The organism is Stenotrophomonas sp. STEN031, from assembly GCF_056759975.1.
In genome coordinates, this window is the sequence record NZ_JBRREA010000026.1 from 1 (window position 1) to 12,802 (window position 12,802).

The following is a 12,802-nucleotide window of genomic DNA, read 5'->3' on the forward strand; positions in this document are numbered from 1 at the left end:
GTGCCGAGCCATGCTCGGCAAAAGCCTTACCGATAATCCCGACGATAATGCCGAGCCATGCTCGGCAGAGGCCTTACCGATGGCGCCTCATGCCGAGCATGGCTCGGCACTACAGTGCTCCGCTGCAATGTGAAATTTCTTCGCACAAAGCGTTGACAGTTTTCTTCACACTCGGCACAATTCATCTCCTGAGTCGCCCAGGTGGCGGAATTGGTAGACGCACTAGCTTCAGGTGCTAGCGGGGGCAACTCCGTGGAGGTTCGAGTCCTCTCCTGGGCACCACGACTCAAACGAAACAACCCGCGAAAGCGGGTTTTTTTGTGCCCGATGCTTTTGTAGTGCCGAGCCATGCTCGGCAGGGGCTTTACCGATAATCCCAACCTGTAGTGCCGAGCCATGCTCAGCAGGGGCTTTACCGGTAAGGCCATTGCCGAGCATGGCTCGGCACTACACAAAACGAAGCCCGCAATCCATGGGATTACGGGCTTCGTTGTAGTTTCATTGTTGACGACTTCGCGGCTTACGCCGCTCCTACAACAAGCTGGGTTAGTGCCCACCGGCCGACGCAGCCCCCGCTCCCGCACCAAACGGCGGCTTGGCCAGCCACACCAGGCCGATGATCAGCAGGAACACCCAGCCCAGCAGCAGGAAGATGTCGTTGAAGCCCATCTGCGAGGCCTGGTGGTTGATCATCTCGTTGAGCACCGCCGCACCGTGCTGCAGGTCGCCCTGCCCCATCGCGTTCACCTGCTGATGCATACCCGGGTCGTACAAGGACACATGCTCGGTCAGGTCCGCATGATGTTGTTGCGTACGCCGCGCCCACAACCAGGTGGTCAACGATGCCGCGAAGCTGCCGCCCAGCGTACGCAGGAAAGTGGCCAGGCCGGAGCCGGCCGCGATCTCGCGACCATCAAGGTCGGACAGCAGGATCTGCAGCACCGGCATGAAGAACAGCGCCAACCCAACACCCATGAGCAACTGCACACCGGCCACGTGCGCGAAATCGACCTGCAGGTTGAAGCCCGAACGCAGGAAGCTGGTCATCGACAGCACGAAGAATGCAATCGTCGCCAGGTAGCGCATGTCCACCTTATGCCCGAACTTGCCCAGCACCGGCGCCACCATGATCGGCAGGATACCCAGGGGCGCCGTCGCCAGGCCCGCCCAGATCGCGGTATAGCCCATGTCGCGCTGCAGCCATTGCGGGATCATCAAGGCCACCGAGAAGAACGCCGCATAGCCGACGATCATCGCCAAGGTGCCGGCGCGGAAATTGCGATGCCGCAGCAACTTCAGGTCAACGATGGGATCCTTGTCAGTCAGCTCCCAGATCACGAACACCGCCAACATCACCGCGGCAATACAGGTCAGCACCACGATCTTGGTCGAGTTGAACCAGTCTTCCTCGTTGCCCAGGTCCAGCATCAACTGCAGGCAGCCGACGCCGATCACCAGGGTGACCAGGCCAACGTAATCCATCTTCGGACGCTCGGTGGTTTCCACGCGATGGCGCAGCTGGCCACCGACGATTGCTGCAGCGATCACGCCCAGCGGCACGTTGATCAGGAAGATCCATTCCCAGCTGTAGTTGTCGGTGATCCAGCCACCGAGGATGGGACCAGCAATAGGCGCGACCACGGTGATCATTGCCAGCAAGGCCAGCGCCTGCCCGCGCTTCTCGCGTGGATAGATCGAGACCAGCAGCGACTGGGTGATCGGGTACATCGGCCCGGCCACGAAACCCTGCAGCGCGCGCGACACCACCAGCATGCCCATGCTCTGAGCGATGCCACACAGCAGCGAGGCGATGGAAAAGGCAATCGTTGCCCAGACGAACAGCTTCACCTCGCCAAAGCGGCGGCTCAGCCACCCCGTCAGCGGCAAGGCAATCGCGGTGCTGACCGCGAACGAGGTGATGACCCAGGTCGCCTGCTGCGAACTGGCGCCGAGGTTGCCGGCGATCGTCGGCAACGAGACGTTGGCGATGGTGGTATCCAGCACCTGCATGAACGAGGCCAGCGCCAGGCCGGCCGTGCACAACGCAACATTGGCTGGCCCTGCGCCGACCGTCGTGGCCGGCGCCGTGGGAGCTTGAGCGGACATGGTGACCTCAGCTGGCGCGCGCGGACAGCGGCAGGTTGTCCTGGATGATGCTGTGGATCAGCGCGTCGGCATCGTGCAGCTGCTTGGCATAGACCTGCGTTCCGTACACCGTGCCCTTGGCCGCATTGGCCGGCAGCACCGTGCCCTTCTGGTCGTGCAGGTTGACCTCGGCCTTCATCGACAGGCCCAGGCGCAGCGGATGCTCGGCAAGCTGCTTGGCATCGACGGCGATGCGCACCGGTACGCGCTGCACGATCTTGATCCAGTTGCCGCTGGCGTTCTGCGCCGGCAGCAACGAGAACGCCGAACCGGTGCCCAGGCCAAGGTTGGTGATGCGGCCCTTGTAGGTCACGTCACTGCCGTACAGGTCCGAGCGCAGCTCCACTTCCTGGCCCAGACGCATATGCCGCAGCTGGGTTTCCTTGAAGTTGGCATCCACCCACATCTGCTCGGCCGGCACCACCGCCATCAAGGCCGCACCCGGCTGCACGCGCTGACCGACCTGCACGGAGCGACGCGCGACATAACCGGTGACCGGCGCAACGATGCCGGCACGTGCGTTGTTGAGATAGGCCTGGCGCAGCTGCGCCGCAGCCGCCTGCACGTCCGGCTGGGTGGCGATGACGGTGTCGTCGATCAGCGCGCGGCTGCGCTCGACGGTCTCGCGCGAACCTGCAACGGCGGCTTCGGCAGCGGCCAACTCGTCACGGGCGTGGGCCAGTTCTTCATTGGAGATCGCACCGCTGGCAGCGAGGTCACGGCGACGGTCGAAGTCTTCGCGCGCGCGCTTCACCGACACCATCCGCGCATTCAATTCCGCCTGTGCACCTTCGGCGCTGCGGTACAGGCCGCGCACCTGGCGCACGGTGCTGGCGAGGTTGGCCTGCGCCTGCTGCATCGCCACTTCGGTATCGGCCGGGTCCAGCTGCACCAGCAACTGGCCCTGCTCGACCTTCATGCCGTCATCGGCGGCGATGGATACCACGGTGCCGGTGATCTGCGGGGTGATCTGCACCTGGTTGCCGCCGACATAGGCGTCGTCGGTTTCCTCGGCCCAGCGGCCAAGGAAGTAGTACCACGCGGCAAACGCTGCCAGCAGGATCAGGACGACGAACAACAGGCCGCGCAGCAGCTTGCCGCGACGGCTGGGAGCGGCGGCTGCCGCATCGGGGGAGGTTGTCTGGCTCATTCGGGGGACTCTCAGGAATGCGTGGTGTCGTTGCCGGCGGCAACGGCCGGCGCCGTGTCGACGGTGGGCTGGAAGCCGCCGCCGAGGGCGGTGCTCAGGCGTACCGAAGACAGCAGCTGCTGTGATTGCAGGTTGCTCAGCCCCTGGTCGGCCTGCAGCAGGCGGTCCTGGGTGCTGAGCACATCAAGGTAGTTGCCGATACCGGCACGGTAGCGCTGCTGCGCCAGCTCGTAGTCGGTCTGCGCGATGCCACGCAACTGCTGCTGCGCCTGCACCTGCTCGGCCAGCGAACGGCTGGCGTTGACCTGGTCGGCAACGTCGCGCAGGGCCTCCACCAGGGTGTGGTTGTAGTTGGCCACGGCAAGGTCATAGTCGGCATCGCTGCTGGCCAGACCGGCGCGCAGGCGACCGCCATCGAAGATCGGCAGGCTCAGCGCCGGTGCCAGCAGACCGAAGGTGGAGCCGCTTTCAAACAGACTGCCCAGGTCCTTGGACACCACCCCGCCCAAAGCCGTCAGGTTGAGGTTCGGGTAGAAGCGGGTCTTGGCCACCTTGACCTGCTTGTCCGCCGCTTCCACGCGCCAGCGCGCGGCAACGATATCCGGACGCCGGCCCAGCAGTTCGCTGGGAACTACACCTGGCAGCTGCAGGGCCAGCGGATTCAATTCATTCGGAACCTTGATGTCCAGGCCGCGGTCCGGTCCTTTGCCGAGCAGCGCGGCCAGCGCATTGCGCGACACATCGATCTGCTGCTGTGCGGCCAGTTGCTGCTGTTGCGCAGCTGGCAGCCGTGCCTGTGCCTGCTGCACCTGCAGTTCACTGTCGATACCGGCGGCGCGACGCTGGCGGGTCAGCTGCAAGGTCTTCTCGGCGCGCGCCAGTTCGTCATTGGCAACACGCTGCAGTTGCCCGGCATGGGCCAGTTGCACGTAGCCCTGGACGATGGCGGCAGCCAAGTCCAGGCGCGCAGCCTGCGCATCCACGGCAGCGGCGTGGCCGCTGTCGACGGCGGCTTCCCAGGCGGCACGCTTGCCGCCCCACAGGTCGACGCCGTAACTGAAGTTGGCCACGGCCTGCACGCTACCCATGTAATGGCCGCCGATTTCATCACCGGCCATGGATTCGGGCAGGCGCATGCCGGTATAGCCCGGTGACAACGACAGGCTGGGCTTGCGCTCGGCATTGCTGCTGGCGGCGTGTGCCTGCGCCTGGCGCAGGCGTGCGTCAGCCACCTCCAACGAGGGCGAGCCGCGCAGCGCTTCGTCGATCAGCGCATCCAACTGCGGGTCGGCGAACGCACGCCACCAATCAGCTGCCGGAAAGCCGGCTGCACTGAGCGGCGTACCGGCCAGGCTGCGGCTGCTGTGCAGGCTGTCGGCCTCCAACAGTCGCCCCTGCGGTTGCAGGCCACGGCTGCTGGCACACGCGGCCAGCGTAAGAACCAGCGCCGCGGCCAGGAGGCCGCGGGCGGGTGAAACCAGGGATGTGGGGGAGGACATGGTTTTCATGGGGTCATCAAGGAGTCACGTATACGGAGCAGCAGGGACATCAACATCTCCCGCTCCTCCGCCTGCAGGTCACGCATGGCGTCTTCCATCACCTTGTCGCCACGCTGTTTCAAACGCAGCCACAGGGCACGGCCTTCATCGGTGAGCACGATCTGCAATGCACGACGGTCCTGCGCATGCGCCTCGCGGCGCACGCAACCCAGCGCTTCGAACTTGTCCAGCAGACGGGTCACCGCGCTGGGGACCTGGTCCAGGCCGCGTGCAAGCTGGTTGGCGGTACAGGGCGCCATGTGCATCAAGGTCTTCAGACCGATGTAGTGGCTGAATCCAAGGCCGAGGTCTTCCTCGGCCATGGAGGCATCAAGCTGCCGGGCGAGGCCGTCGCGGACTTGCCGCAGCAACAGGCCAAAGCTGGGGGGCTGGGTGGTGTCGGCACAGATCATGGGCGGGCATCTTCCTTCCAGATGGAATATTTCTCAATGGAAATATTCTATTTGGTATCAGATGCTGTGTTGCATCAATGGTGTCTGCGGCCGACCGGGACACAGTAATGGCTGCGCTCATGGCCGGGTAATACAATTCAGCCAATGAATGACGAAATCAGGCCAAGTACAGGCGCAACCCTCTCTTCGGTCCGGCGCCGGGCACCGCAGGGCTTTGGCATGCAGCTGCCCGCCCCGCTGCTGCGTGACCAGGAACTGGACTGGTTCGAGCGCGACGACGGCCCGCCGGTATTCGGCTTCCGCTTCGACAGCCCGCAGGGCCTGGCCCGCGAGGTGGACTGGCACCAGCACGCGCGGGCACAGCTGATCTGCGTAGAACGTGGCCTGCTGACCACCCGCACCCGTCACGGCACCTGGTCCCTGCCGGCGGGTTCGGGTGGCTGGATGCCCGCCGCCGAGCCGCATACGGTGGTGATCGACGGCCCGCTGCGTGGCTGGGGCATGGCCCTGGCCAGCCCGGTTTGCGTTGATTTACCCGACGAGCCCTGCGTGATCGGCATTTCCCGCCTGCTCAATGCCTTGGCCGAGCGGATCAGCGACTGGTCGCCGGAGCAGCCACTGTCAGCGCCCCAGCAACACATGATGGATGTACTGCTGGACGAAATCCGGCAGGCACCGCGCCAGCGCATGCACCTGCCGATGCCGGCCGATCGGCGCCTGCTGCGAATCGCCTCGCAGCTGTTGGCCGAACCGGCCGATGACCGCAGCCTTGCGCAATGGGCACAGTGGGCGGGCTTGTCGTCGCGCAGCCTGAGCCGCCATTTCCGCGACGAGACCACCTTGAGCTTCGCCCAATGGCGGCAGCAGGCGCGGCTGGCCGAGGCGCTGCGCCGCCTCAATGACGGCCATGCCGTGGCCGACATCGCCCATTCACTGGGGTTCAGCAGCCCCAGCGCCTTCGTGATCGTGTTCCGCCGCCACTTCGGCCTGCCGCCCGGCCGCTACCAGAGCCGGGCCGATCAGGGGCTGGAAGGCGGGCTCGATCCCATCCGTGGCTTGGCATCTCCGCCGCCATCCGGATAATCGTCGGATCAGGCAGCCGGCGGCCCCCGCCTTGGCTCCGCACAACAGGTAGCACCCACCCGCAATGACTGAGTCTGCACGCCCCGCTTACCATGGCTTCGAACAGCAGCCACTGCGCGAATACGCTGAACGCGCCTATCTCGACTACTCCATGTACGTGGTGCTGGACCGCGCCCTGCCGTTCATCGGCGACGGGCTCAAGCCGGTGCAGCGCCGCATCATCTATTCGATGAGCGAACTGGGCCTGGGTGCCGCATCCAAGCCCAAGAAGTCCGCCCGCACCGTCGGTGACGTCATCGGTAAGTACCACCCGCACGGCGACAGCGCCTGCTACGAGGCCCTGGTGCTGATGGCCCAGCCGTTCTCGTTCCGCTACCCGCTGATCGACGGTCAGGGCAACTTCGGCTCCAGCGATGATCCCAAATCGTTTGCGGCCATGCGTTACACCGAATCCAAGCTGACCCCGATCGCCGAGGTATTGCTGGGCGAACTGGGCCAGGGCACCACCGACTGGTCGCCGAATTTCGACGGCACCCTGGAAGAGCCGAGCTGGTTGCCGGCACGCCTGCCGCACCTGCTGCTCAACGGCACCACCGGCATCGCCGTGGGCATGGCCACCGACGTACCGCCGCACAATCTCAATGAGATCGTCAGCGCGCTGGTGCGCCTGATCGACGAGCCGGATACCACCGTCGCCGAGCTCTGCGAGCACGTGAAGGGCCCGGACTACCCGACCACCGCCGAGATCATCACCTCGCCGTCGGACCTGCGGAACATCTACGAGACCGGCAATGGCAGCGTCCGTGCGCGCGCTACCTTCAAGAAGGAAGGCAGCAACATCGTCATCGATGCGCTGCCGCACCAGGTCTCGCCGTCCAAGGTGATCGAGCAGATCGCTGCGCAGATGCGCGCCAAGAAGCTGCCGTGGCTGGAAGACATCCGCGACGAATCCGATCACGCCAACCCGGTGCGCGTGGTGTTGATGCCGCGCTCCAACCGCGTCGACGCCGAGCAGCTGATGGGCCACCTGTTCGCCATCACCGACCTTGAGCGCAGCTACCGCGTCAACCTCAACGTCATCGGCCTGGACGGTCGTCCGCAGGTCAAGAACCTGAAGATGCTGCTCAGCGAGTGGCTGCGCTTCCGCCAGGACACGGTCACCCGCCGCCTCAACCATCGCCTGCAGAAGGTCGAGCGTCGCCTGCACCTGTTGGAAGGCTTGCTGGTTGCCTTCCTCAACCTGGACGAAGTGATCCGCATCATCCGCACCGAGGACGATGCCAAGGCCGCGCTGATCGCGCGCTTCGCACTGAGCGAAGACCAGGCCGAGTACATCCTGGAAACCAAGCTGAAGCAGCTTGCGCGTCTGGAAGAAATGAAGATCCGCGGCGAGCAGGATGAGCTGGCCAAGGAACGCGACAAGATTCTCTCGATCCTCCAGAGCAGCGCCAAGCTGAAGAAGCTGGTCAAGGACGAACTGCTGGCCGACGCCAAGAAGTTCGGCGATGAACGCCGTTCGCCGCTGGTACAGCGCGGTGCCGCCCAGGCCATCGACGAGACCGAGCTGGTTCCGAGCGAGCCGATGACCGTGGTGCTGTCGGAGAAGGGCTGGGTACGCGCGGCCAAGGGCCACGACGTCGACGGTTCGACCCTGAACTACCGCGACGGCGACAGCCTGCTGGCGGTGGCGCGTACCCGCAGCACCCAGCAGGTGGCCTTCCTCGATACCGAAGGCCGCGCCTACTCCACGCCGGTGCATACCCTGCCCTCGGCACGTGGCAATGGCGAGCCGTTGACCGGCCGCTTCTCGCCGGCACCGGGCAGCAGCTTCGTCACCGTAGCCAGCGGCGACAACAACACCCGCTTCGTGTTGGCGTCCACCCACGGCTATGGTTTCGTCACCCGCTTCGAGAACCTGACCGGGCGCAACAAGGCCGGCAAGGCGATGCTCAACCTGTCCGCCGGTTCGGCAGTGCTGACCCCGTCCTTGGTCGCCAACCCGGAAACCGACCGCATCGTCGCGGTCACCAGCGCCGGCAACATGCTCGCCATCCCGGCCAGCGAGCTGCCGGAACTGGACAAGGGCAAGGGCAACAAGATCATCGAGATCCCCAAGGCCAAGCTCTCCACCGAGCGCGTGGTGGCGGTGGTCGCGGTAGGCCCGAGCAACACCCTGCAGGTGCGCAGCGGCCAGCGCACCATGAACCTGTCGTTCAAGGACCTGGAGACGTATCTGGGAACACGGGCGACGCGCGGGCATCTGCTGCCGCGTGGGTGGCAGAAGGTTGAAGGGCTGGAAGTTCAGTAACAAGAGATGGCCGGGCAATGCCCGGCCATCTTTTTTATGCTTTTGTCGGAGCGGCGTAAGCCGCGAAGCCACTGAACCAACAAACCTCAGTGACCATAGATCACTCTTGATCCATTGCTATCAGCTTCGCGGCTCACGCCGCTCCTACAAGTCACCAGCAAACGCAATTGGAGAACCCCATGCAACCCGACTTCTGGCTGCAACGTTGGCAGAACGGTCAAATCGGCTTTCATCGCAACGAGGTGATGCCGCTGCTGCAGAAGCACTGGCCCGAGCTGCAACTCCCGGCAGGCAGCCGCGTACTGGTGCCACTGTGCGGCAAGACCCTGGACATGCACTGGCTGGCGGCGCAAGGCCACCGCGTGCTGGGCGTCGAATTGTCGCCAATGGCGATAGAGCAGTTCTTCGCCGAAGCCGACCTCACCCCGCAGCGCCACAGCAGCCAGTACGGCGAGCACTACAGCGCCGGGCCGATTGAAATCATCTGTGGTGATGCCTTCGCGCTGGATGCGGACTTGCTGGGCGATATCGCCGGCGTCTACGACCGCGCAGCACTGATCGCCTTGCCGCCGCATCTGCGCCAACACTACCGCGACACCTTGTACGGGCAGCTGCCGGTAGGCTGCCAAGGCGTGCTGATCACCCTGGAATACCCGCAGGACGAAAAGCAGGGCCCGCCGTTCTCGGTGGAGGAAGCCGAAGTGCAGCGCTTGTTTGCCAGCCCGTGGCAAGCCGGCCTGCTGGAACGCCGCGACATCCTCGACCAGCAGCCGGACTTCCGCGCTGACGGCGTGAGCGCGCTTTCCACTGCCGTATACAGGCTGCAACGCCTGTAATGCCCGTAGTGCCGACCCATGGTCGGCAGGGGCGTTACAGGCAAACCCGAAGACCCACGACACCTGTAGTGCCCACCCATGGTCGGCAGGGGGCGTTGCCGATAGATTCAAATGCCGACCATGGGTCGGCACTACAGAATCAATGCGCCGGGGTGCCCTTGGCGTCCATCTTGCTCAGCTGGTACAGCTCAAGGCCAATGCGCTTGATCAGGCCCAGCTGCTTCTCCAGCCACCAGGCGTGGTCTTCCTCGGTGTCACGCAGCTGCGCGATCAGGATGTCACGGCTGACGTAGTCCCCCTGCGCTTCGCACAGCTTCACGCCGGCAGCCAGGTTGGCGCGCACCTGGTATTCCACCTGCAGGTCCTTCTCCAGCATCTCCATCACCGTCACGCCCGGCTCGAAGGCGTGCGGACGCATATCCGGGTCGCCGCCCAGGAACAGGATGCGACGCAGCAGGGCGTCGGCGTGTTCGGTCTCTTCTTCCATCTCATGGCCGATACGCTCGTACAGCGCCAGCAGGCCCTGGTCCTCGTAACGACGGGAATGGATGAAGTACTGGTCGCGCGCAGCCAGTTCGCCGCGCAGCAGCTCCTTCAGGCACTCAATGACTTCGGACTTGCCCTGCATGGGGGTGCTCCTGATGATTCGATGGTGCATAGGGTGCCCCATCTGAAAAGCCAATGATCTAATCGGAATCACTTTCAGTTGCGATTCCCTCTCCTTCGGCTTCACAAGCTGTCTACAATCGCGGCAGAACCGCTACCGGGGGTAGGCCTGTGCTGCGTTGGCTGCTGCGTTCGCTTTGGGTTGTATTGGGGCTGTTGCTGATACTACTGCTGGTCATCTGGGGACTGCTGCGCGGCAGCCTGCCACAGTTGGACGGGGAACTGGCCCTGCCAGGACTGTCTGCACCGGTCAGCATCCAGCGCGACGCGCTCGGCGTGCTCACCGTCGAAGCTGCCAACGAGACCGACATGGCCCGCGCCCTGGGCTACGTGCACGCACAGGAACGTTTCTTCGAGATGGACCTGATGCGCCGCTCGGCAGCGGGCGAGCTGTCCGAACTGTTCGGCGCCAAGGCCCTGCCGCTGGACAAACGCATGCGCGTGCACCGCTTGCGTGCCCACACCCAGCAGAACCTGGGCGCCGCCCTGGGCGACAAGCGCGGCGTCATCGAGGCCTACCGCGACGGCGTCAATGCCGGCCTTGCCGCGCTGCCCGTACGGCCATGGCCTTATCTGCTGCTGCGCCAGCAACCGCGCGCCTGGGAGTTGGAGGACTCGGTGCTGACCGGGCTGGCGATGTACGCCGACCTGCAGGACCCGACCAATACCCGCGAACTGGCGATGGCACGCATCCGCAGCGTGGTGCCGCCAGCCCTGTATGCATTGCTCGCCCACGACGGCAGCAACTGGGATGCGCCCTTGTTTGGCGAGCCCCGTGGCGATGCCGTGTTACCGGATGCGGCAACGCTGGACCTGCGCAATGCAGGCACCGCGCCGGCCCTCACTCCACCGCCTGCTTCGCAAGCGGTCCCCCTCTCTCCCGCTGCGCGGGAGAGAGACCTAGGTGGGTCGCCTGCGGCGACCGGTTCTTTTGCGCCTTACCTGGCTGCCCTCACTCCACCCCTTGCTTCGCAAGCGGTCCCCCTCTCTCCCGCTGCGCGGGAGAGAGACGTAGGTGGGTCGCCTGCGGCTACCGGTTCTTTTCCGGGTAGCAACAACTTCGCAGTAGCAGGAGCTCTGACAGCCGACGGCCGCGCCATCATCGCCGACGACATGCACCTGGGCCTGCGTGCGCCGAACATCTGGTTCCGCGCACGCCTGCGTTATGCCGACCCAACCGCTCCCGAGGGCAAGGTCGATGTTGCAGGCTTCACCCTGCCCGGCCTGCCTGCAGTCATCGTCGGCAGCAATACGCGGGTGGCCTGGGCCTTCACCAACAGCTATATCGACACCGCCGACTACACCACCCTGCCCGCGAACACCCCGCTGCGCACCTTCAACGAGTCCATCGCCGTCGCCGGCGCCCACCCGGAGCTGCTGCTGGTACGCGAAAGCGACTGGGGCCCTGTCCTGCACGACGAGCCCGACGGGCAACTGCTGGCCCTGCGTTGGGTAGGCCAGCAGGCTGGCGCGGTGCGCCTGGATTTCGCTGACATGGCCAAGGCTGCCGATCTCGACTCCGCCTTTGCGGTAGCCGACCGCTCCGGCATCCCCGCACAGAATCTATTGGTCGCCGACCGCAGCGGGCGCATCGCCTGGCGCCTGATCGGCGCGCGCCCTGCGCGTGACCCGGCCTGCCATGCCGATGCAGCCATGCAGGCCAACTGTGCACCGTGGCCAATCCGCACCAATCAGGCACCGGCACTGGTCGACCCGCCGGATCACCGCTTGTGGACAGCCAATGGCCGCGTGCTCGATGGTGCTGCGCTGGCCGAGGCCGGTGACGGCGGCTATGACTTCGGTGCACGCGCAAAGCAGATCCGCGACGGCCTGTTCGCACACGAAAGCTTCAAGGAAAGTGACCTGCTGGCGCTCCAGCTCGACGACCGCGCATTGCTGATGGAGCGCTGGTGGAAGCTGCTGCGGCAGACTGTCGAACACAGCGATGACCCTGCACTCAAACGACTGGAAGCCGCCAGCCGCCAGTGGCAGGGCCGCGCATCCACCGATTCAGTCAGTTATCGGATGGCGCGCGGCTTCCGCGGCATCCTGATGGACAACATGGAAGGCGCACTGCTGGCACCGGCCAAGGAGCAGCTGGGCGAACGTTACATACCGCCCAAGCTGGCCCAGTTCGAAGGTGTGCTGTGGCCGTTGCTCAGCGAACGCCCGCCGCACCTGCTGCCACCGCCGTATGAAAGCTGGGATGCCTTGCTCACCGACAGCGCTCGCCAACTTGAGAAGGATCTGGCCGGACAGGGTCCGGATCTGGCACAACGCAGCTGGGGCGAGCGCAATACTGCCGCCATCTGCCATCCGGTCTCGGCCGCGTTGCCCAGCCTGTTCAAACGCTGGCTGTGCATGCCGGCGCAACCCTTGGCCGGCGACGACAACATGCCGCGCGTGGTCGGACCCAAGTTCGGCGCTTCCGAGCGCATGGTGGTCTCGCCCGGCCATGAGGCCGACGGCATCGTGCACATGCCGGGCGGCCAGAGCGGCCATCCGCTGTCGCCGTTCTGGGGGACAGGCCACGACGACTGGGTGGAAGGCCGCCCGACTCCGTTCCTGCCGGGCAAGCCGGCGCACAGCCTGAGCTTGAGTCCAAGATAGAAGACAACGCCGCGCACGCAACCCGGCTGGCATCCATGTGTGGGAGCGGCATA

At 65.1% G+C, this 12,802-nt stretch carries 9 protein-coding genes and 1 tRNA gene; 5 read left to right on the forward strand and 5 right to left on the reverse strand.

All coding sequences use genetic code 11. The features are described 5' to 3' along the window. Nucleotides 1-195: 195 nt before the first annotated feature. A tRNA-Leu gene (locus ACVOLQ_RS12800) sits at nucleotides 196-282 on the forward strand. Nucleotides 283-546: 264 nt separating this feature from the next. On the opposite strand, the gene ACVOLQ_RS12805 is transcribed toward ACVOLQ_RS12800, so the two are convergent. The 4 genes from ACVOLQ_RS12805 to ACVOLQ_RS12820 are packed head-to-tail and all read right to left on the reverse strand — an operon-like array spanning nucleotide 547 to nucleotide 5,246. Further along, a complete protein-coding gene (locus ACVOLQ_RS12805) occupies nucleotides 547-2,106 on the reverse strand; it encodes a DHA2 family efflux MFS transporter permease subunit (protein ID WP_481528264.1) in 1,560 nt (519 codons plus the stop codon). 7 nt (nucleotides 2,107-2,113) lie between these two features. After that, a complete protein-coding gene (locus ACVOLQ_RS12810; protein ID WP_481528265.1) occupies nucleotides 2,114-3,295 on the reverse strand; it encodes a multidrug transporter in 1,182 nt (393 codons plus the stop codon). 11 nt (nucleotides 3,296-3,306) lie between these two features. Continuing rightward, a complete protein-coding gene (locus ACVOLQ_RS12815) occupies nucleotides 3,307-4,794 on the reverse strand; it encodes an efflux transporter outer membrane subunit (protein WP_481528299.1) in 1,488 nt (495 codons plus the stop codon). A 5-nt stretch (nucleotides 4,795-4,799) separates the two neighbouring features. Beyond that, a complete protein-coding gene (locus ACVOLQ_RS12820) occupies nucleotides 4,800-5,246 on the reverse strand; it encodes a MarR family winged helix-turn-helix transcriptional regulator (protein ID WP_481528266.1) in 447 nt (148 codons plus the stop codon). 219 nt (nucleotides 5,247-5,465) lie between these two features. On the opposite strand from ACVOLQ_RS12820, the gene ACVOLQ_RS12825 reads away from it, so the two are divergent. The 3 genes from ACVOLQ_RS12825 to ACVOLQ_RS12835 all read left to right on the forward strand — a co-directional run bounded on the left by ACVOLQ_RS12825 (nucleotide 5,466) and on the right by ACVOLQ_RS12835 (nucleotide 9,473). Continuing rightward, nucleotides 5,466-6,329, forward strand: coding sequence for a helix-turn-helix domain-containing protein (locus ACVOLQ_RS12825; RefSeq protein ID WP_481528267.1), 864 nt, complete (start codon nucleotides 5,466-5,468; stop codon nucleotides 6,327-6,329). A 64-nt stretch (nucleotides 6,330-6,393) separates the two neighbouring features. Continuing rightward, a complete protein-coding gene (gene parC / locus ACVOLQ_RS12830) occupies nucleotides 6,394-8,637 on the forward strand; it encodes a DNA topoisomerase IV subunit A (protein WP_481528268.1) in 2,244 nt (747 codons plus the stop codon). Between the two features lie 179 nt (nucleotides 8,638-8,816). Further along, on the forward strand, nucleotides 8,817-9,473 hold the full coding sequence (locus tag ACVOLQ_RS12835) for a thiopurine S-methyltransferase (RefSeq protein ID WP_481528269.1): 657 nt from the start codon (nucleotides 8,817-8,819) through the stop codon (nucleotides 9,471-9,473). A 139-nt stretch (nucleotides 9,474-9,612) separates the two neighbouring features. On the opposite strand, the gene ACVOLQ_RS12840 is transcribed toward ACVOLQ_RS12835, so the two are convergent. Next, a complete protein-coding gene (locus tag ACVOLQ_RS12840; protein WP_481528270.1) occupies nucleotides 9,613-10,101 on the reverse strand; it encodes a ferritin-like domain-containing protein in 489 nt (162 codons plus the stop codon). A gap of 149 nt (nucleotides 10,102-10,250) precedes the next feature. Here ACVOLQ_RS12840 and ACVOLQ_RS12845 point away from each other — a divergent pair, with 149 nt between their 5' ends. Further along, complete coding sequence (locus tag ACVOLQ_RS12845) at nucleotides 10,251-12,749, forward strand: penicillin acylase family protein (protein ID WP_481528271.1); 2,499 nt, start codon at nucleotides 10,251-10,253, stop codon at nucleotides 12,747-12,749. The last annotated feature ends 53 nt before the right edge of the window (nucleotides 12,750-12,802 follow it).

Coding starts and splice junctions, on each gene's coding strand:
- ACVOLQ_RS12805 (WP_481528264.1), bottom strand. CDS start 2,106: ATGTCCGCTCAAGCTCCCACGGCGCCGGCCACGACGGTCGGCGCAGGG.
- ACVOLQ_RS12810 (WP_481528265.1), bottom strand. CDS start 3,295: ATGAGCCAGACAACCTCCCCCGATGCGGCAGCCGCCGCTCCCAGCCGT.
- ACVOLQ_RS12815 (WP_481528299.1), bottom strand. CDS start 4,794: ATGTCCTCCCCCACATCCCTGGTTTCACCCGCCCGCGGCCTCCTGGCC.
- ACVOLQ_RS12820 (WP_481528266.1), bottom strand. CDS start 5,246: ATGATCTGTGCCGACACCACCCAGCCCCCCAGCTTTGGCCTGTTGCTG.
- ACVOLQ_RS12825 (WP_481528267.1), top strand. CDS start 5,466: ATGCAGCTGCCCGCCCCGCTGCTGCGTGACCAGGAACTGGACTGGTTC.
- parC (WP_481528268.1), top strand. CDS start 6,394: ATGACTGAGTCTGCACGCCCCGCTTACCATGGCTTCGAACAGCAGCCA.
- ACVOLQ_RS12835 (WP_481528269.1), top strand. CDS start 8,817: ATGCAACCCGACTTCTGGCTGCAACGTTGGCAGAACGGTCAAATCGGC.
- ACVOLQ_RS12840 (WP_481528270.1), bottom strand. CDS start 10,101: ATGCAGGGCAAGTCCGAAGTCATTGAGTGCCTGAAGGAGCTGCTGCGC.